The sequence below is a fragment of the Psychrobacter sp. ER1 genome, from assembly GCF_048631835.1.
Lineage (GTDB): Bacteria > Pseudomonadota > Gammaproteobacteria > Pseudomonadales > Moraxellaceae > Psychrobacter.
This window is the reverse complement of the sequence record NZ_CP184640.1, coordinates 2,600,944-2,621,629: the sequence shown is the minus strand read 5'-3', so window position 1 is coordinate 2,621,629 and position 20,686 is coordinate 2,600,944. Positions and strand designations below refer to the sequence as shown.

At 41.9% G+C, this 20,686-nt stretch carries 18 protein-coding genes and 1 pseudogene; 15 read left to right on the top strand and 4 right to left on the bottom strand.

Annotated features, from left to right (window positions below):
- The first annotated feature begins 118 nt into the window (after positions 1-118).
- From fghA to ACOBWA_RS12165, 6 genes are all read left to right on the top strand, one after another.
- Entirely contained in the window at positions 119-1,009 is an 891-nt protein-coding gene (gene fghA, locus ACOBWA_RS12190; RefSeq protein WP_420229505.1) for an S-formylglutathione hydrolase, read from the top strand.
- A gap of 298 nt (positions 1,010-1,307) precedes the next feature.
- Positions 1,308-1,520, top strand: a complete 213-nt coding sequence (locus ACOBWA_RS12185; RefSeq protein ID WP_057762609.1) for a TIGR03643 family protein — start codon at positions 1,308-1,310, stop codon at positions 1,518-1,520.
- A gap of 113 nt (positions 1,521-1,633) precedes the next feature.
- Positions 1,634-2,323, top strand: coding sequence for a ribulose-phosphate 3-epimerase (gene rpe, locus ACOBWA_RS12180; RefSeq protein ID WP_057761380.1), 690 nt, complete (start codon positions 1,634-1,636; stop codon positions 2,321-2,323).
- Positions 2,324-2,534: 211 nt separating this feature from the next.
- Positions 2,535-2,933 (top strand): hypothetical protein, encoded by a 399-nt coding sequence (locus ACOBWA_RS12175; protein ID WP_420229504.1) that lies wholly within the window; start codon positions 2,535-2,537, stop codon positions 2,931-2,933.
- A gap of 124 nt (positions 2,934-3,057) precedes the next feature.
- Complete coding sequence (locus ACOBWA_RS12170) at positions 3,058-3,369, top strand: hypothetical protein (RefSeq protein ID WP_057761376.1); 312 nt, start codon at positions 3,058-3,060, stop codon at positions 3,367-3,369.
- A 221-nt stretch (positions 3,370-3,590) separates the two neighbouring features.
- The gene (locus tag ACOBWA_RS12165; RefSeq protein WP_101205798.1) at positions 3,591-3,902 is read left to right on the top strand and encodes a hypothetical protein; all 312 of its coding nucleotides are present in this window, start codon (positions 3,591-3,593) and stop codon (positions 3,900-3,902) included.
- A 184-nt stretch (positions 3,903-4,086) separates the two neighbouring features.
- On the opposite strand, the gene rpmG is transcribed toward ACOBWA_RS12165, so the two are convergent.
- Together rpmG and rpmB are read right to left on the bottom strand one after the other, a co-directional pair.
- Positions 4,087-4,242 (bottom strand): 50S ribosomal protein L33, encoded by a 156-nt coding sequence (rpmG, locus tag ACOBWA_RS12160; RefSeq protein ID WP_010201403.1) that lies wholly within the window; start codon positions 4,240-4,242, stop codon positions 4,087-4,089.
- A 128-nt stretch (positions 4,243-4,370) separates the two neighbouring features.
- Positions 4,371-4,607, bottom strand: a complete 237-nt coding sequence (gene rpmB / locus ACOBWA_RS12155) for a 50S ribosomal protein L28 (RefSeq protein WP_057761372.1) — start codon at positions 4,605-4,607, stop codon at positions 4,371-4,373.
- Positions 4,608-5,091: 484 nt separating this feature from the next.
- On the opposite strand from rpmB, the gene ACOBWA_RS12150 reads away from it, so the two are divergent.
- Entirely contained in the window at positions 5,092-10,806 is a 5,715-nt protein-coding gene (locus ACOBWA_RS12150) for a beta strand repeat-containing protein (RefSeq protein ID WP_420229503.1), read from the top strand.
- A 208-nt stretch (positions 10,807-11,014) separates the two neighbouring features.
- Positions 11,015-11,935, top strand: a complete 921-nt coding sequence (purU, locus tag ACOBWA_RS12145; protein ID WP_227670811.1) for a formyltetrahydrofolate deformylase — start codon at positions 11,015-11,017, stop codon at positions 11,933-11,935.
- 62 nt (positions 11,936-11,997) lie between these two features.
- Here purU and ACOBWA_RS12140 read toward each other — a convergent pair whose 3' ends face one another.
- Together ACOBWA_RS12140 and ACOBWA_RS12135 are read right to left on the bottom strand one after the other, a co-directional pair.
- Positions 11,998-12,747: an IS5 family transposase gene (locus ACOBWA_RS12140; protein WP_420229502.1), complete on the bottom strand. Its 750-nt coding sequence runs from the start codon at positions 12,745-12,747 to the stop codon at positions 11,998-12,000.
- A gap of 114 nt (positions 12,748-12,861) precedes the next feature.
- Positions 12,862-13,626, bottom strand: a complete 765-nt coding sequence (locus tag ACOBWA_RS12135; protein WP_420230774.1) for a cytochrome C assembly family protein — start codon at positions 13,624-13,626, stop codon at positions 12,862-12,864.
- 452 nt (positions 13,627-14,078) lie between these two features.
- Between ACOBWA_RS12135 and ffh the strand changes: the two genes are divergently transcribed.
- From ffh to ACOBWA_RS12100, 7 genes and pseudogenes are all read left to right on the top strand, one after another.
- Entirely contained in the window at positions 14,079-15,623 is a 1,545-nt protein-coding gene (gene ffh, locus ACOBWA_RS12130; protein ID WP_420229501.1) for a signal recognition particle protein, read from the top strand.
- Between the two features lie 270 nt (positions 15,624-15,893).
- Positions 15,894-16,595, top strand: a complete 702-nt coding sequence (gene tsaB / locus ACOBWA_RS12125) for a tRNA (adenosine(37)-N6)-threonylcarbamoyltransferase complex dimerization subunit type 1 TsaB (protein ID WP_420230773.1) — start codon at positions 15,894-15,896, stop codon at positions 16,593-16,595.
- A 158-nt stretch (positions 16,596-16,753) separates the two neighbouring features.
- Positions 16,754-17,596 (top strand): undecaprenyl-diphosphate phosphatase, encoded by an 843-nt coding sequence (locus tag ACOBWA_RS12120; protein WP_201608189.1) that lies wholly within the window; start codon positions 16,754-16,756, stop codon positions 17,594-17,596.
- Between the two features lie 66 nt (positions 17,597-17,662).
- Positions 17,663-18,562 (top strand): class I SAM-dependent methyltransferase, encoded by a 900-nt coding sequence (locus ACOBWA_RS12115; RefSeq protein ID WP_420229500.1) that lies wholly within the window; start codon positions 17,663-17,665, stop codon positions 18,560-18,562.
- Between the two features lie 91 nt (positions 18,563-18,653).
- Complete coding sequence (locus ACOBWA_RS12110) at positions 18,654-18,896, top strand: hypothetical protein (RefSeq protein WP_114700576.1); 243 nt, start codon at positions 18,654-18,656, stop codon at positions 18,894-18,896.
- Positions 18,897-19,026: 130 nt separating this feature from the next.
- Positions 19,027-19,944 (top strand): 4-hydroxybenzoate octaprenyltransferase, encoded by a 918-nt coding sequence (gene ubiA / locus ACOBWA_RS12105; RefSeq protein ID WP_420229499.1) that lies wholly within the window; start codon positions 19,027-19,029, stop codon positions 19,942-19,944.
- A pseudogene (locus ACOBWA_RS12100) lies at positions 19,937-20,613 on the top strand (DUF4112 domain-containing protein). The gene ubiA and the pseudogene ACOBWA_RS12100 overlap by 8 nt, the downstream one beginning before the upstream one ends.
- Positions 20,614-20,686 lie beyond the last annotated feature (73 nt).

Genomic DNA, 20,686 nt, shown 5'->3' with positions numbered 1-20,686 from the left:
AAATAAATATAAAGTATGATTTGGCATTTAATAAATGCCAATATCAGATTTACTATTAGATGATGAGTATTTATTAAACATTGTCATTGGTTCTATTTTGAATAAAAGGATATCACTCATGCAAAATTCCTATAGTCATAGTTTATCTACCAATAAACAGCTTACCCAAAAAAGCGTGAATCGCTGTTTTAATGGTGAGCAGCATTATTATAGTCACGAGTCGACATCTACCAAAACCTCTATGACGTTTAGTATTTATCTACCTGATGAAGCCTTGGCTGGACGACGTTGTCCTGCGATATTGTACCTATCAGGTTTGACATGTAATGCCGATAATGTCACCCATAAGGCGCATTTTCAGCAAAAATGTAGCGAGCTTGGTATGATATTTATCGCACCTGATACTTCGCCCAGAAGTAGTGAAGACAGCGATGTACCAAACGACGATCGCTATTTTGTCGGTCAAGGTGCAAGCTATTATGTTGACGCGACCCAAGCGCCTTGGTCAGACAATTTTAATATGCAAAGCTATATTGTCGATGAGTTATATGACTTACTACGTTCAGAGTTTCCCATTCACAGCATCGGTGTCACAGGACACTCAATGGGTGGTCATGGCGCATTATTGCTAGGGTTTAAGTTCCCAAGTAAGTTTGTCAGCGTATCGGCTTTATCGCCAGTATGCGCAGCCAGTGAGTCTGCATGGGGGCAAGCTGCTTACACAGAGTACTTCGGTGATGATAAATCTCTATGGGCACAAGCCGATGCCTCACAAATGATTGAAAAGGTCGGTCAGCAGTATTCGAGCATTTTAGTCGACCAAGGCGCGGCTGATAATTTCTTAGCAGAAGGTCAGCTACAGACTTCTAAACTACAAGATGCTTGTGCAAAAGCCGAACAGCCCTTAACATTACGTTATCAAGCGGGGCATGACCACAGCTATTATTTTATCCAAACGGTGATTAATGATCATATCGAACATCATTGGCATATGGCTCAAATGAGCTAAGATGTCTTTTAGACGACCGTGATACATTTTTCGCTATTCCATTCATGCTCAGAAGGTGATTTTTATGGCAAGTTATCAAGATTTGACAGCTTCTAATTCAAAGAATAAGTCAGCAGATACGAGCTCTACAAAAGCGACTATGCAAGCTGATATGGATGCTGCTCTACAAAAGAAACAACGTAACATTGATTATAGTGACGAAGTGTCTCAAGTTAAGTCAGACGAGCTGATTGCAAAAACCGTCAACGACGCTGGCGACATAGTACTTGATGATGTGCAAATATCTCGCGTGATAGAGATGGCATGGGAAGATAGAACGCCCTTCGGTGCTATAGAGCATAGCTATGGTCTTGATGAGACTGGGGTTATCAAACTCATGCGCCAAGAGCTAAAGCCGTCATCTTTTCGCTTATGGCGTCAGAGAGTGAGCAATCGTGCTACCAAGCATGAGGCAAAGCGCTCTTTCGAAGTTGGCCGCGCTTATTGCAAAACTCAATATAAGCAGCGCTAAACCATTAAGTATTTAACATCAGTACATAAAGGGCTTGCAATATATGTTAGCCAATTAGGATTTTCTTTTAATTTATCAATATTTTATATAAACATGAATTAGGTAGCTCAATTATGAACAGTCCTGCTAAACCTTATCTTATTGCACCGTCGATACTCTCAGCTGATTTCGCGCGGTTGGGCGAAGAAGTGGAGAAGGTACTAGAGTCGGGTGCCGATGTGATTCATTTTGATGTAATGGACAATCATTACGTACCCAATTTGACGTTTGGTAGCATGATTTGTAAGGCGTTGCGTGACTATGGTGTTGAAGCGCCAATTGATGTGCATCTGATGGTTTCACCTGTCGATAGTATGATTGAGCAGTTTTTGGAAGCGGGTGCTAGTATCATTACCTTCCATCCAGAAGCCAGCGCTCATATCGATCGCTCACTTCAACTGATCAAAGATGGCGGTGCAGAGTGTGGCTTGGTATTGAATCCAGCGACACCATTACATTATCTTGATTATGTCATGGATAAAGTAGATCAGATTTTATTAATGAGTGTGAACCCAGGCTATGGTGGACAGTCGTTTATCGATAGTACTTTAGATAAAGTTCGTCAGGTACGTCAGCGTATTATTACTAGTGGTCGAGATATTCGATTGGAAGTTGATGGCGGTATCAAAGCCAGTAATATACGTGCGATTGCTGAAGCGGGCGCTGATATGTTCGTTGCGGGTTCTGCAATATTCAATCAAGAAGATTATAAAGCGGCTATTGATGAGATGCGCGCAGAGTTGTTGTTAGCCAACAATAGCTAGCGAGTATTGTATGGCTAATAAACGCTATTAGCCATACAATAATAATATTAAGATGTGCTGTATAACTTATGACTATATAGTTAAGCCGATATAAAAGAGCTACAGCGTTAACCTCGCTTGAAGTATCGTATATATATCTGCACTCAGTTGCCTTGTATCTCTTTTAAATTGAATCAACTCTATATAATGGTCAGTCACGTAAAGGTGAAATATGGACACAAACAATTCTAGCAGTTCAAAAGAACCTTCTGTGCAAGCAAGTTCTCATGAGACGTTGAGTCAGCAGGCTAAGCAATCATTTGAAAGTGAAACACCGCAGCGCAGCTTGGTGCCTAGAGGTATTACCGTTGGCTTAGCGATGTTTGCACTTGTACTTAGTTTGGCAGGTTATGGCTTTCGCCTGATGGTAGGTGATGACGTTGAAACCGTACTGCGTCATGCTGCGGTCATTGTACCTGCATTTATGCTAGGCATTCCGCTGTTTTTTTGGGTAGGCTCTCGCATACTTAATAAAGTTAAAGGCCTGCATATCGAGAGTTGGAATGCGATTAGTTTGGGCTATTTGACTTCTTGTATATCGATGCTATGGCTGATGGGTACTTACAGTTAAATTGTTTCACTGTAAATATAAGGCTTTTCTGCGCCTATATCGTTTATTCGCGTCTATATAATATCGTAATATTTTATATTTTTAACCATTAAGCCATGTTCTACAAGCATGACTGGAATTTTATATGAGAATCGTACCAGCCAGTATTGCTAAAATTATCTATCCTAAAGACTTACCAAATGGCTTATTTACCAGCTTAATTATCGCTTGTTTGTTAATGGGGTTGGCGTCACTACGTCACGGAACCGACTTACAAGGTTGGCTAAATGTCATTGAAAACTGGCTGCTTATGCTGCTGATATTGCCCACTGCGACGGCCACCGTTGCACTGCCATTTAAGTATCGTGATCCTAGCCTTGAGCTAAAGCTAGTTTATTACCTTGGAATGTTTGTGGCCTTCTTATTTACATTAGGAAAGTTACGTTATTGGCACTAATGTATACTCATTGCAAAGCATTCAAGTTTGCTTTTATAGCGAAGACTTATGTGACAGCCCTTGAATTCCAGTGTTAAAGCGTCCATTGTATGAGTAAGACAGATTTACCCGCATTACTGTAAGACGATAGATTTGCCAAATGAGTTTATTTTTAAGAAATGACTGCTTTGCAATGACCAATTTCTCTACCAGTACTAAACGGGATAATAAGGAACACATTAATGCCATACGATATCGATAATGATATAGAAGTAGATAACGAGAGTAGCGATCAGTTTGCAGGATTTGCCAAAGAAACCACGTTAGAGTTGGTGGAAGCAGATGATGGTAGGTTGTTATTGCGTGATGCTGAACAAGACGAAGCGCCGCTGATGACTATCGATTTCTCTGATAAGCTTAAAGAGCTACTTGGTAGCGATACTCAAGCCATTGGTCAACACATGATTCATGCTGCGATTCAAGTCATTATGCAAAAGCAAATGAGTAAGTGGCATGCGCATGTGTATGATAAAGAACCAACACATTACAGCTAATCTTTGGTTGTTTTTGAGCACTAGTTAAAGTAAATACTGGTCAAGGCGAATGACTGAAGATATAGCTTAGTAATATAAACTACAGCCATAAAAAAAGGGTTTATCAATTGATAAACCCTTTTTTTGTTCAAATAACTTCTTTATAGAAAGTATTTATAATAATGCCTTCTACAAATGATGGCAGTTATTTGATTTTAGCTTCTTTAAAGATCACGTGCTGGCGTACTTTTGGATCAAACTTTTTGATTTCCATTTTGCCAGGCATAGTGCGCTTGTTTTTAGTAGTGGTGTAGTAATACCCAGTACCAGCTGTTGATACTAATTTAATTTTATCTCTCATGATAGCTTTCCTGTAAATGAGGGGTCTTCAAACGATAGGTACGTGTCTCAAAGAGTGAGTTGCCACAATTAATGTAGCAAAACAGCAGCCTAAATGATGAGAGTCATCACCCAGCCGCTATTTTTAACTTAAACTTTTTGACCTTGTGCGCGTAGATCCGCTAACACTTTATCGATACCAAGTTTGTCAATGATGCGCATACCTTTGGTAGACACACGTAGACGTACAAAGCGGTTTTCAGACTCTACCCAAAAACGATGGTTGTGAAGGTTTGGTAGAAAGCGACGACGGGTTTTGTTGTTTGCATGCGAAACATTATTACCCACCATAGGGCGCTTTCCAGTCACTTGGCAAACTCGAGACATGGCGAACTCCTAATCTATGAGGTATGAGTTTTTCTCATACCAGTCTGGGCAAGTTGCACGTTTTTGCGGCATGGACACAGCAAGCGGCAGCTTTGCACCAAACAAAACTATATGAAGGTTGAGCTGGTTTTGCTGCTATCTAAAGGCAAATAACAGGCTGACCAATTCAGAAAATTTTAAAGCCGACATTTATACCATAAAACAGATGAATACTCAAATATTTTTACAATAACTGTCGAATTAAAGGAGGGCTATTATACCCTGAAATGAGCGCTCTATGTTGTTGATTGTTTAATAGTAAAGATTAATTTTTAGTTGTAAGTTATAACAAAAGTCAGTAAAGTTGCTGTTATATATTTAATACAATCTGTTAATACACCAGTATTACTGTAAATCTATGTATCATTACCAATCTCTTCTGATTCTGGGTAATGATTTTTTGCTTATTTGCTCAGATAAATTACTGCTCATGCGGAGTCAAAACATGTCATACAGCTCTCTACCCCTTACTTCTAAGTTGTTTCAGCTCACTTCTTTGACTTGCGCATTAGCATTAGCAGGTTGTGGTGGAGGCGGTGATGGTGACACCGTAGACTCTGTTGCACCAGCACCTGATTTGGGTGTTACGCAGCCTGGAACGGATGGTAGTGGCAGTGACGGCGGTGAACAAGTACCAGATGTTGAGGCTGATTTTTTCTTACAGAAACTCAGTACATCACCTACTATCATCGAGTTATCTGATGAGCAAGCGACTTTTACAGTCACTGTAAAAGCAGCTGAAGTAAGCTCTGGCGGTGCAATGGTTGGCAAAGCAGTTACGTTAAAGGTAGTGGGTTCTGAAACTAATGGTGTCACTATCGAAGGTCAGAGTACTCAAACGACCAATGATGATGGTAATGCAACCTATACTTTGAAGCTCAATCCGCAAGCTGTTGTTGATAAAGATGCATTGATAGCAGCAGGCTTTACTTTAATAGCGACTGCCAATAAAGCAGATGGTACAGCTGTTGCGCCTCAAGAGCTAAAAGTTTCGGTGAGCAAAAAAGGTAGTGGAGATGGCACTCAAGTTGTTGAAAGTAAACTGAGCGTTACTCAAAGTCTTGATACGAGCTCTGTCTCCAATGATAAACTTAACCCTTATGGCGATACGGCAGTTATAAGTGTACAGCTGAAAAATGAAAAAGGTGCACTGGTTCCTGATGTCGAGGTCGGTCTTGGTCTGGATCAGACAGACGGTGTCTCTGTCGACGCCGCTAGTCAAACAACTGATTCGAAAGGCATCGCTACTTTTAATCTCAAGATCGATAGTAACTTGTCTGAAGCGACACGTAATAAACTGCTACAAGGTATCGTTTATGCTATCAATATCAAAGAAAGCAGTGGAGCTACTAAGCTTGTATCTGGCAAGCTAGCTGTTGCATTACCTGTTCAAGACTACGATTTAAAAGTTTCAGGAAACTCAACAAAGCTTAGTGCTTATGGGGATACACAGCAGCTGACTATCACTGCTTCGCCTAAAAATACGAATGTGTCTACCCAGATTGCTGGTGCAAAGGCAACAATCAAGCTAAATAATGCCTCTAAAGGAGTTAGCCTAGCGAGTGAACAGTTGACATTAGATGCTAATGGTCAAGCGACTGTAGCATTAACTATATCGCCAACATTGAGCGCCACTGAACGTCAAGAGCTTGCAGAAAAAGGTATTAGCTACACTATTTTACTCACAGAACCAAACCGTTCGACGTCAACAGCGAGTCCTTCTAGCGTAGTCATTGTTCCAACTGCGGAATACAAAATAAACTTTAATGCAAGTAATAAGAAGGAGCTATCAAGCTCAGGTGGCAGTGCAGTCATTAGTTTCCGCGTCAATGATAGCCGCGGTGGTGTAGTGGAAGGGCAAAAAGTAATAGCAAGTTTACCAGCAAGTCTGGCTGCTGCAGGTCTACTAACTTTGGAAAATAACTCAGAACAAACCACTAATGCTAAAGGTGAAGTTAGCTATACAGTACGAGTGCCTAATAACTTGACTGTGTCACAAAAAGCACAGATCGAAAAGGCAGGTAGTTTTGTATTGTCTGCAAATATAACAGAAGCGTCTGGAGTGCCAAGCACTACCAGTAGTGAAAGTATTCGTATCGGCTCCGACATCGGACAAAGCGATATTACATTAACTGCGCAAAGTGTACCTGCAGTCGCGAGTGTCTTAGATGAAGAGTTCAAATTACAAATCTTAGGGAAGCGTAAAGATGGTAGCGCTGCAGTCGGTCGTACAGTTAAGCTTGTCATTAATGAAGGATTTGCTACAGGTATTACTATTCAAGGTAACGAACAAACCACAAACAGCAGTGGTGTGGCAGAGTTTACAGTTCGTATCAGTCAAAACCTAACACAAGCACAGCGTGATCAGCTAATAAAAGCAGGTATTGCCTACACGGCAGTACTGACTGATGAAGATGGTACTCAATCCAGAATTATTCAGACAGTAAAAGTTGAGCAGCCAGCAACGAGTATACAGTTTGCTTCCATCACAACTCCAGAAGTTAGCGAATTGGGCGGTAGCGGCAACATCGGTGTAAAATTAACCACTAAAGCGAGTAGTGCTCAGCCAGTCAGAGATAAAGCGGTTACTATCCAGCTAGGTGCAAAAGCACTAGAGTACGGTGTCACAGCTACTCAAACTACAGCGACTACAGATTTTAATGGTGAGGCGATTTTTGCTATTAATGTACCTCAAGGTTTGACAGCTGTACAGCGAGCGGATTTAAAGAACACTGGTATCAACTATCAGCTAACTTATGCTGAAAACAATGTTTCTTATAAGTCAGAAATACAGAAAGTAAAAATCACTACGCCTAGCGTTAGTTTAAGTATCTTGAATGCCATTAATAATATTGATAATCAAGCAGGATATATCTTAAATAATGTAGGTAGTACTGCTACTATCCAAGCACAGTTAAATAATCAGTCATCTGGTGAGCAAGTTACTAATCAAACAGTGAAACTTGTATTTAATAACCCTGAACTAGCAAGCTTGTTAATAGTAAATGGTCAGCTTGGCTCATCAAATATTACTGCTAGTACAGATGCTAATGGTTTGGTTAGCTTTAACGTTGTAGTTCCAAACAACTTAAGTGATGAGCAAAAAGAAGCGCTCAGCAAACAAGTATTGACAGCGACTCTGACAGAAACATTAACTAGCAAACAACAGCAAGTCAAAATTAAAGTCCAATCGATGACATCGACCATTTCTCTAATTACTAATTCAGTAAATGCCTTAAATTTGAATGGCGGCGAAACACAGGTTGAGATAACAGCAAGAGACAGTAAAGGTAATATCGTTGCTGGACAAAAAGTATTCCTTGCACTGCCAGCCTCTATTGCAAGTCAAGGAGTTACCTTAGTATCAGGTGGTAATCAAACTACTGATGATTCAGGCAAAGCGGTGTTTACTTTGGCAGTACCGAACAGCTTAACTGATGTTCAAAAGGCCGCGTTAGGTACAAGCTTTATTGTGGCATTATCAGCAGCTGATAGTAGCGGAAATATTGTGACGCAGACGAGTACTGTCCGTACTACTGTGCCAACTGGTACGACTGAAAGTCTTACTATTGGTGCAAATAAAGTCGTCAATACCAAAGGTGATACCTTCAAAGTATTTGTTCGTTTAGAAAATACAGACAGTGCTATTGCCAATCGTCAAGTTACTTTAAACGTTGATGACCCTATAAAAACGGGTGTCAGTATCTCGAACGGTACTGCTACTACTAACAGTGATGGCGTAGCTACCTTTAACTTAACTCTTGAAGATGGTGCTAACGTTAACCAAGCAACGTTAGAAGCTGGTATTCGATTAACAGCGACCACAACAACTGCCGAAAACACTTCATTGGTACAAAACTATATCGTTGCAGTAGATACCGCTACGATCGATAGCTATCAGCTAATAGCGTCTTCTGATAAGTCTACTTTGAATACTGGTGGCGATCAGACTAGTGCGACCTTCCGAGTGACAGATAGTAATGGTGGTGTTTTATCAGGAGTGCCAGTACAGCTGAGTATTGAAAACTTAGAAGCAAGTGGTGCAGCCTTGACCACGCCAAGCATGGTAACAACTGACGCTAGTGGTCAGATAGATGTTGGTATTATCCTAGCTGCCAATTCTACAAATGCACGCCTCAATCATAGTGTTGTAATCAATGCCAAAATCGTCACGCCACAATATGACGTAGATGGTAATGTCAGTATGCAAGTGCGCGAAGAGAAGGCTTTGAGCTTATCAGCAATTGGTACAGCAATGACCCTTACGGCTACAGAGACTAACTTGAAGGACAATGCTTCAACAGTCATTAGTGCTACTTTAGTAGACGGGTCAGGACGTTCTATTGCCAATGCTGGTATCGAACTAATAAACGAGAATGGTGATGTTATTACTAGCGCCCCTACGACAACTGATGCAGATGGTAACGCTAGCTTTACTCTTAGTGAAAGCGCACTGTCATTTGACGATAACGGTAACTTACGTATATATGCCCGTGCCTTTGGAGAAAATAGAGTAAATACTCAACGTAGTTTAAACAGTCTAGATCTTATCAAAGTTTCTCAAGCAGGTATAAGCTTTATTGATATTGAAGATGTCTATGATGTAAATGAGCAGCAAACTATCAATGTCCAAATTCGTGCTGATAGTCCAGAATTAGCACAAAGTCTGATTGGTGAAACTATTGAAGTGCAAACGACTATTGGGAAGTTTAATAATGGCAGTGGCAACAATAGTGTCATCTTCACAAGAAAAATCAGAGCTACTGATATAGCTGCAAATGGCTATATAATTACAGTCCCTGTGAAACTAACGTCTGAGTTAGCAGGTACAGCAGTACTCAAAGCTAAGGTACTTGGTATATTTGCTACAGGTACTACGGGTAGTCTTAAATATCAGACAACAGTTGATACTCGATTTAGGGCAACTACACCCGCAAAAATCATCTTTCAAGCTGTAAGATCTGTCATTACTCCAGGTAGTAGTACTGAAGTCATTGCAACGGTAAAAGACATAAATGATATACCAGTCGAAGGTCAAACTGTAGTATTTAGCCGTACGTCAGACTCTTCAGCAGGTCGCTTATCGGCTGCTACAGCAATAACTGATAGTAAAGGTCAAGCACGCGTTGTATACCAAGCTAATGCAAGTTCTCCTATCGGCGGTGTCGTTATCAATGCCAGCCTACTAGATGCTACTTTTAACGTACCGGATGAAACTAAGACTATCACCGTTTCACAAGATGCGGTGTACACAACACTAGCCTTTAGCAACGTCGTATCTTCCGATACTATTTATTATACAAAACGCGTATCAATATCTGTAGTCGACGGCTCAGGACGTGCGGTTCCTAACAAGGAAGTGTCTATTCAGTCTTATGCTACAGAATATGCTCAAGGTAGATATTGCTTACTTGATAGTACAGTCACTTATCAAAAAGCGGACGAAATAGAGCGCAATGAGCAAGGTGATATTATTGGCACAACAACACCAGAGCCACTTACAAAGTCTGAAAAAGTTGCTGTATCAATACCACAGGAATTTGGATTCTTACCTACTGAAGATTCAAATTACAATTTTACTTTAGACAGTGATCCCATCTTGGATGAGGATAGAAATAATAATGGAATTCTGGAAGCTATTAATCCAGTAGCTATTATCGGCGGCACAGTGTCAGATGACGGTTATACCTTTATTACTAATGCAGAAGGACGGGCAGACTTTGAGATTCGCTATCCTCTACGCTATTCCAACTGGGTAAAAGTTCGTTTTGATGCCTCTACTTCCTTAAACGGAAGCGAAAGCACTCAAAGTGTTAATTATAGACTACCGTCGTTAGACAGCGATTTGAACATCAGTGGCAACAGCTTAATAACACCTTGGATAGATAATGCTAGCCCGTTTGGTACAGGTGGAGCTACTTGTGTAGATAATATGAGTATTATGATTAATGATCAAAAAAATACTACTAAAGTAACTCTATCTCCTTATATAACTGGTCAAACACCTTATGCAGTTTCGATTAATGGAGTGTCAAGCAATACGACAAATACAGACTTTAATAGCTATATTGTAGATTTCAATCAAGCATTTTCTATGGGGTCTACAGTCACTGTTGTTCGCAATGGATTTGATTTCTCCAGAGCCATCAAGGTCGAATAGAAGATCATTATTTTAATTTTAGACTTTTAAACCCCCAACCCTACGTTGGGGGTTTTTAGTTTGTCCTTTCAAAAAACTGAATCACCTTAAATAACTAAAGACAACCAACTCGCTCAGCAAAGTATTGCAAAAAGATTAAAATAACCGGTTTACTATGCTGTCAGCAATTTTTCAGCGATAAGTCATCATTTTTTATATTGGGCGAATTATGTCAGACAACACTAAAACGGTTTCATTATCGACCATAGCTTCTCAGAGCAAACAGACACCTAGCGCTATTGATACAGCCACTCTGCTCATCAAATGCAAAGATCAGGCAGGTATCGTACAGGCAGTCTCTGAATTTATTCATCGTTATGGCGCTAATATCATTACGCTTGATCAGTATTCAACGGCGCATGAAGGTGGGCAATATTTTATGCGTTTAGAGTTTGCCTTGGCAGGATTAAGCGATATTATTGAAAATTTTGAAGCCAGCTTTGCGCATACGGTTGCTAAGCGCCACGACATGGATTGGCGTCTACATAATAATGCAACGAAGACCAAAGTCGGTATTTTGGTATCAAAGTTTGATCATGCGTTGTTAGATCTATTATGGCGACATCAGCGTGGATTGCTCGATTGCGAGATTACTTGCGTGGTCAGCAACCATCCTGATTTAAAGCAAGCAGTACAAAACTTTGGCATTACTTTTCATCATGTGCCAGTGACCAAAGACAATAAGGCAGAGGCAGAAGAGCAAATCCATAAGTTGATGGCAGGTAACGACTTACTAGTATTGGCACGCTATATGCAGATATTGTCATCAGATTTTGTCAAGCGTTGGCCGATGCAGATTATTAATATCCATCATTCATTCTTACCTGCGTTTGTGGGCGCAGATCCTTATCGTCAAGCTTATGATAAAGGCGTTAAGCTTATCGGCGCAACTGCGCACTATGTCACAGCTGAGCTTGATCAAGGGCCTATCATTGAGCAAGACGTACATCGTGTGACGCATCGCCAAGGGGTGACAGAGTTGCGTGCTATCGGCCGTGATATCGAACGCAACGTATTAGCACGTGCTGTAAACTGGCATGTGCAAAACCGTGTGATTGTGGCGGGTAATAAGACAGTGGTATTTAACTAAGAAAAATGAGTGGTGAGTCGGCTAAAAATATAAAAAAGGCGGTCAGTAACTAGGGCGTGTCCTCAATTCATCTTGCAATGAATGATAGTGCACGCTAGGTAAAGCATTGACTTAAAATTACGCGCTAACTTCTCATAGTGAGTGGCGATACTACGAAAGTGTTTAAGCCTTGCAAACATATTTTCAACAAGATGACGCAGCTTGTACAAATAGCTATCAAACTCTGGATTAGGCTGTTTGGCATTCTTCCTTTTAGGAACGACAGGTATCATATTATGGCTGCGAGCTTTGTCTCTGATACACTCTGAGTCATAGCCTTTATCAGCGATAAAGTAATCTGCCTGTCCAATCATCTCAATCAATTCACCTGCAATTTGACTGTCGTGGACGTCACCCCCAGTGATTTTAAAATGGAGCGGATATCCATCGGCATCACAGGATAGGTGTATCTTTGTAGTTGCTCCGCCACGGCTTTGTCCAATTGCTCGCTCTTCACCACGCCGAGCTCCACTTGCATGCTGATGACAGCGAACATAGCTTCCGTCTGTGAATACCCATTCCGTATCAACTTCTTTTCGTAAGCCAAAAAAATCCGCCCATAAGCCAGTTTTCGACCAGCGGTTGAAACGACTATAGGCTGTTTTCCACGAACATAATTCTTCAGGTATGTCACGCCAAGGCGCCCCTGTGCGTAGTTTCCACAGTATGGCTTCCATGATCTCTCGGCTGTTTTGAGTTTGATAGCAGCCGTACTTTATCATCGTCGATTGCAATTGATCCCAAAGCGTATCTGTTAATGCTTTTCTTGCCATAACTTGTATTTCTCGCATCGACTCAATAGATGCGGTATTGTAACTATTATTTAGGGCTTATCCAATTGAAGACACGCCCTAGTGTTGCTGACCGCCTTTTTCTGAACATATATTTTATAGGAGCATTTCTAAGACGAACTTGCTACCAACAAAGCCAATAGCCAATAGGATAAAGGCATAAATAGTGATGTTGGCTGCACGTTTACCTCGCCAGCCTGCACGCCAATTACCGAATAGTAGTACACCAAATAATAACCACGACAGTAGACTAAAAACAGTCTTATGCACAATATGTTGCGCCATCAGGTCTTGCACATAGATAAGTCCAATCCCCAGTGCGATACTGAGCAATACAAAGCCTACCAAGAGCATATCGAATAATAAACTCTCCATACTTTGCAAGGAGGGTAGCTTATTGACCCAAAAGCGGTGAATGGTATGATGCTTGAGCTCACGTATTTGTAGCCGTAGAAATAGCGCTTGTACCGCAGCCATCAACAGCACACAATAGGCGGCCAATGATAATATGATATGAATTTCAAGTCCGATACTGACGTCAGTGAGTGGTTGATAAGGGGCGCGGCCGATATAACCGACAGTCATACCTATTAGCGCAGTGGGTGCAGCCAAAATACCAAGGCTAAGAATAGGGCGGTATAAACAAAACAACAGATAAAAGAATAAGAAAAATAAACTGGTCAGACTGATGATATTGAATAAGTTGAAATTTAAACCATACAGCGTCACAACGTATGGATATAGCAGTGCCGCATGTGCCGCCATGCCGACCAGCAATAAGCCTAAACTGAGGCTTTTGTGGATAGGTTTGTCCTGAACCAGCGCCCAACCAATATGGATGCTGACTAAGATATAAGCCATGCTAGCAAGTAAGAATGCAAAGTGCACAGATAAAAAGCCTCATCTTATACTGAGCATAAACTGCCGCTCAATGTGTCGCTAAAGTGGTATTATCAGAATGATTAGAATAATCGTCCAATTTATCATAAAATGGGTGCCAATTGAGCACCATCTTGCTTATAACTTATAAATGATCGGCAGTACTGCATAGCGCAAAACATAAAATATGTCATCTGTAAAAAGTTAACTACAATTATAAGCGCTGTGTCCTTTGCGAAACGACTATAAGTTTTGAGCCATGTTAATGCTATAGTATTGATAATATAATTCTTTTATCATGTCTCTTGTCATGCAATATCCTAATATCTTATAGCGTATCCTAATATTATTTATGAACCATTTTAATGGTTTGATTTAGAGTTATTTTAATTGCGTATTATTTAATTGAAAACCATTTTAATTGAGAGTTATTTATGTTTGATACCTTAACAGAACGCTTATCGTCGAGCCTACGTAACATCGTCGGTACTGGGCAGTTGACCGAAGACAATATCAAAGATACGCTGCGTGAAGTGCGTATGGCGTTGTTAGAAGCTGATGTGGCGTTGCCTGTCACTCGTGATTTTGTAAAACGCGTCAAAGAACAAGCGCTTGGTGCTGAGGTGCTAAAAGAGTTAGCGCCAGGTCAAGCCTTTGTCAAAATCGTACACGACGAGCTGACCGAAATGATGGGCAGTGCCAATCAGCAGTTAGAGATGACAGGTAAGCCGCCCGTTGTCTATTTGCTAGCAGGTCTGCAAGGTGCGGGTAAAACGACTACAGCTGGTAAGTTGGCAAAATATTTACAAGAGCGCCAAAAGAAAAAAGTGATGCTAGTTTCTGCCGACGTTTATCGTCCAGCGGCCATCAAACAGCTTGAGCAAGTAGCCGGTCAGGTGAATGCTAAGTTTGTGAACTCAAGCACAGATGAGAATCCAATTGATATCGCAAAGCGTGCGATTGAAGAAGCCAAAATCCAATATCAAGATATTCTGATCATTGATACCGCTGGTCGTCTACATATCGACGATACCATGATGGATGAGATTAAGGCGCTAACTGCTGCGGTTAACCCATCTGAGACGCTATTTGTCGTCGATGCAATGACGGGTCAAGATGCCGCCAATACCGCAAAAGCCTTTAATGATGCATTGCCATTGACGGGTGTTATCTTAACCAAGACTGACGGTGATGCTCGCGGCGGTGCGGCGCTTTCTGTACGCGCTATCACTGGCAAGCCAATTAAGTTCTTGGGTCGCGGTGAAAAACTAGACGAGCTAGAGCTGTTCCACCCTGAGCGTATCGCACAGCGTATCCTTGGTATGGGTGACGTACTGAGTCTGGTCGAAGAAGTTGAGCAAAAGATTGACCGTGATAAAGCCGAAAAAATGGCGAAAAAGATGCAAAAGGGCGGTGACTTCGACCTTGAGGATCTATTGACTCAGTTCCAGCAGATGAAGAGTATGGGCGGCATGGCAGGCTTCTTAGATAAGATGCCAGGTATGGGCGGCTCAGACATGCAAAAAGCCGTCGAAGACGCCAAACCAGAAGAAAAAGTACGTGAAATGGAAGCATTGATCAATTCAATGACGCCGTTTGAGCGTAAAAACCCTGACAAGATTAATCCAAGTCGTAAGCGCCGTATCGCTGCAGGTTCAGGCCGTGAGATTCAAGATGTTAACCGTCTGCTCAAGCAACACAAGCAGATGGCAAAAATGATGAAAATGATCTCAAAGCCTGAAGGCATCAGTAAAATGATGAAATCTATGCAAGGGCTCATGGGCGGCGGTAGTGCTGGCGGTGGCGGCGGTCCATTGTTTGGCGGCGGTCAGCAAGGTGGTACTAAAGACGTGAATCCAGAACAAATGGCCAAGCAAATGGGACTGGATCCAAATAATATGCCAAGCACCGAAGAGATGCAAAAGCAGATGCAAGAAATGCAAAACCAAGCACCAAAGAAGTTCAAAACCCGCTTTTAAATAACAATTAGTTATTTTTAAGAAGTTTGATCAAAGCCCCAAAGCCAATGAAGCTTTGGGGCTTTTTATCGTTATCAGTTGTAGATAAACACTGATGGATAAAGTGTGAAAAATATAGAAATTAATAAAATTCGTGTACCCTAAATGCTATGATAGGCGCTGCTTCATTCTGTCAGTATTATTACAGGACATGAATGATAGATCATTATTAAAAATTATTAAAATCTGACAAATCAATTTAGAACACCAAAAGTAAAAGCCGAGGTTGTGATGTTTTTAGCAATGGATACCGTGTTCGACCAGTGTTCGATCGCGATTTTAGATTCGAGCGGACAGGTATTGTCGAGCCATACCGAAACAGAGAAGCGTCAGCAGACTCAGCAGATTTTACCAATGATTGATGCTGCATTGTCTGAGGCGCAGTTACATCTTGCTGATATACAGGCTTTAATATTCAATCGCGGGCCGGGTGCGTTTAGTGGTATTCGCATCAATACCGCAGTGGTACAGGCTCTGTCTGTCGCGCATGACTTGCCTTGTGTTGGCGTCTCAAGCCTGCAAGCAATCGCACAATGCGCGTATCAGAAGTATGGGCTGACACATCTATACAGCGCCCTTGATGCTCGTATGCAGCAAGTCTACTTTGGGCAGTATGAGTTGGTAACTGACGACCAGTTTGGTCATAACATTATGCAGCCAGTCTTGGCTAATGATAGCGATAGCACTGAGCAGCTATTAGATTATGATAGCCAAACAGAGCTCAACCTGCCTATCGCGGGTAATGGCGCGCCGTTATTGACACGACATGATCAGCAAGACTACCATGAAGATGTTTGGCCAGATGCTGTTGTTATTGGGCAGCTTGGTATTGCTCAGTTTGCAAACGATGGTGGTACGGAAGCGTCACAGGCATTACCAAAATATCTACGTAATCAAGCTTGGAAAACACTTAAAGAGCAAGGTAAAGCATAGCTTTATAAATATGCTTTTTGCAGCGTCAATTGATAGCAGCCAGCTTTTTAGTGTTTAGCAAGCGCATACCCATATAAAATCAACGTTAATATAGGACAGCCAATCGGTCTGTTTTTAGGCCAGTTTTTTTAGGCCAGTCTATTTCTAGGAAAGTCACTGTGGATATAGTTTTATTCGTTCAAGCTGTCATCATGGGTATCGTTGAAGGTATCACTGAGTTTTTACCCATTTCTAGTACGGGATATTTGATCTTATCAGCAGATGTGATGGGTTTCTGGACTAAAGAAAAAGTTGATTTATTTGTCGTAGTGGTACAGCTTGGCGCTATTTTGGCAGTGATTTATGACTATTGGGGTAGATTGTGGCAAGCGTTGATGGGTTTGCTGACTGGCAAAGCAGAAGGCATGACCAATCCTAGACAGCTGGGACTGAGTCTGATTGTCTCTACTATCCCTGTGATGATTGTTGGTTTTACCTTTGCCGATGAAATCAAAGCTTATCTGTTTAATCCTATTGTCGTTGCCATTATGCTCATCATCGGCGGTCTACTGATATTTTACGTGGAAAAGCGTCCTAAAACGGTCATTGCAGAAGAGGCAGAAGATGTCAGCATAAAAACTGCGTTGATGATTGGTTTGTTCCAATGTTTAGCTCTTATACCAGGGACGTCACGCTCAGGTGCCACTATTATTGGTGCGTTGTGGTTAGGTGTTTCACGTAAGGCTTCTGCTGAGTTTTCTTTCTTTTTGGGTATTCCTGTCATTGTAGGCGCGGCACTGTTGGACTTACTCAAGCATGGTGACGTACTGACGAGCAGTGAAGACTGGCTGGTGCTAGGTATCGGAACCATCGTGTCATTTGTAGTAGCGCTACTTTGTATTCGCTTACTTGTGGCATGGGTAAGTCGCCGTGACTTTACTATTTTTGCTTGGTTGCGCATCATCACGGGTGTTATCGTGTTGGTCGCCGCTTGGGGCTTTGGTTATCAAATGGCTGGCTAGATTTGCGTTATGATTTAACACGCCAGTAATTCATAGTGAAAATAAGCAGCAAATAGGATGATGGTTATGACCGATGTGCCCCAAACGTATGATGAGACAGGTGCTGTTGTACATTGTCAGTTATTCTACGTCGATAACAGCCAGCAAGCACAGGTTGAGCGTTTACAGGCATTGATAGCTGAGCATACATTACCAATTCTCTTAGATGTAGAGGTCGCTACAGAGAAATTAACTCAAAATCGACGTCAGCAATTGAGCCAAGCATCTACTCAGCCTATTCTATTATTAGATGATAAAGACAAGCTATCATGGCTAAGTGATGGGCTCAGTGTGGCACCTGAGTGGGACAAGTTGCAGCGCCGTGTAGTGAGTGCTGGTCGTAAGTCTGAGCTGCTATTACAAGCAGCCAAAATCACATCAGATAGTCACCTTATTGATGCAACCGCTGGCTTTGGACATGATAGTTTAATATTGGCCAGTACTGGTGCCCAAGTCACTATGCTTGAGCAGCAGCCGTTGATGGCATTGCTGTTACTTGCAGAGCAGCAGCGTATGAGTGCGCTACCCAATTGGCAAAAGCTCATGAGCCGTCTACAGATTATTAACACTGATGCGCTCAGTTATTTTGAGAATCTAGAAGCAAGCACCGTAATAGATAACGCTACCACAATTGATGTCATCTATCTGGATCCAATGTTTCCAGAAGATAGCTATCAAGATAGCAGAACAGGCAAAGGGGCAAAAGTCGGTAAGCATATGCAAGCACTGCATCAATTGGCTCGTCCACCAACATTAGATGAAGAGCAACAACTGCTAAGTAGGGCGCAGGCCGTTGTCAAACAAAATACGCAAGGCCAAGGTCGCGTAGTCGTAAAGCGTCCACAGTTTGCACCGCTGCTTGCTGATGAGCCTGCTAGTGAAAGCTGGCACAATGAAGCCGTACGCTTTGATGGGTATTTTGTCTGACAGCTGCTGTTTGCGATAATGAATGTACGAGTATAAATGTACGCAATTAATCAGCTTATGTGTTCAAAATTAATGGATTTAGGAGCAAGGAATGTCAGCGTTAATCATTTGGGTTATGGGTGCAATTCTATTGTTGATTAATATCATGCTGCGTACTCGCATTCTTCGGCTTGAGGCACGGTTAAAAGAACTGAGCAATCCACAAGAGCAATTAGCATTTTTACGTCAGCAAGCTAAACAGAAAGACAAAGTCCCAGCACTAAAAGCTTTGCGCAAGCAATATCCTGAGCTATCACTGATCGAAGCGAATAAATTATGGCAACAAATTCAATAACCAGCTCATTAAACTTAGTAATTAGTCTATTAAAACTCAGTAACCAGCCCCTTCAAAAGTTGATTTAGTTGTTCTGAACGAAATATATAAGCGCACATAAAAATTATTCAAACAATGATAATAAAAAGCCATGACATTTAAAGACAAGCTACAAGCCTACATCCAGCTAACCCGTTTTGATAAGCCAGTCGGCATTGAGCTGCTCTTATGGCCAACATTATGGGGCGTACTACTCGCTGCAATGGGTCAAGCGCAGCAGCAAGGAATGACGGCAGCGTTGCCAAGTATCAAAGTATTTGCGATATTTGCCCTTGGTGCAATATTTATGCGAGCGGCTGGTTGTGCGATCAATGACTTTGCGGATCGCAAAGTAGATGGTCATGTGACTCGTACTAAAGGCCGCCCGTTAGCAGATGGACGCTTATCTGGCAAAGAAGCCGTCGCTGCATTCTTAGTACTGGTGCTGTTAAGTGCCAGTCTGCTATTTTTCCTGCCTATAGCTGTATTTTACTGGTCGCTTGGTGCCGTTGTATTGGCGTTTGTTTATCCATTTATGAAACGCTATACCCATCTGCCGCAAGTATTTTTAGCAGCTGCTTTTGGATGGGCGATACCGATGTCTTATGTGGCGGTGCAGGGCGCTCCCGATATTTGGTGCTGGCTGCTATTCTTTGCTTATATGTGTTGGACAGTGGCCTATGATACCCAGTACGCCATGGCTGACCGTGAGGATGACTTAAAGATTGGCGTGAAATCAACAGCGATACTATTCGGTCGTTATGATGTGATTATCATCTCAATATTACAGATGCTATTTTTGCTAATGATGGGCGTGGTTATGTGGCATTATTTTGCTCCGACCACATTAGGCGTAACCCCAGTATTTGGATTGGCGCTTGTTGCGATGATGTTTGCCAAACAAAACAGTGCTTGTGCCAGCCGCAATCCTTTAGCTTGCTTTCAGGCATTCTTGGCCAATATCTGGGTAGGACGCTATGTCTTTGCGCTCATCGCAGTTACTTGCATATGGACGACGCTAAATGGATAAGTTCGATCAATTGTCGAGATTCAAATCAAAGAAATCGTCTGATACAAATGGCTCAGGCGTAGACTATCAAGCTAAACTTGCCAAACATGGTCTGACTCGTGAGCAAGTTATCGCAACTGAGCGTAAACTGGCAAAATTTGCCAATACCATGGATTCGCTAGTACGAGTGCCTTTTACCAACCAAGGAATGGGTGCGGATGCGGCGCTTTCGACCATTCCACTAGCAGGAGATTTGGCAGGATTGGCATTGACCAGTTATGCATTTATATTAGGGCGTCAGTTAGGTGTGCCCGCTCATAAAATGACGCCAGCGGTTAGATTGGCAGTTATTGATATGGTCGTTGGTATCGTACCTGGCATTGGTACGCTATTAGATATTTTCATTCGCCCTAGCCGTAAGACCCTGGGTATCGTGCACGAGCATCTACATCATGAGTATGGTATTACCGAAACCATGCATATGGATCGACCGTTTTTACACCAGTCACTAGAAGACAAGCAGCAGCAAAGCCGCTTTGGGTTTTTTGGCGCAATCCAATCGTTGCTTGGCTGTATTTGCATATCCCTGATTTTCTTGGACTGCTAGTCATTGTGTTTGTCGGTTGGGGGCTGTGGACAGTGATAAGTTGGTTGGTTGGGATGTTTGGGCAATCGACTGGGTTTGGTTAAATACAATCACTCATAACTCATTAGACAGCTCAGTAGAGACAAGTCAGCGGAGAGTAATACATAGAAACGAAAA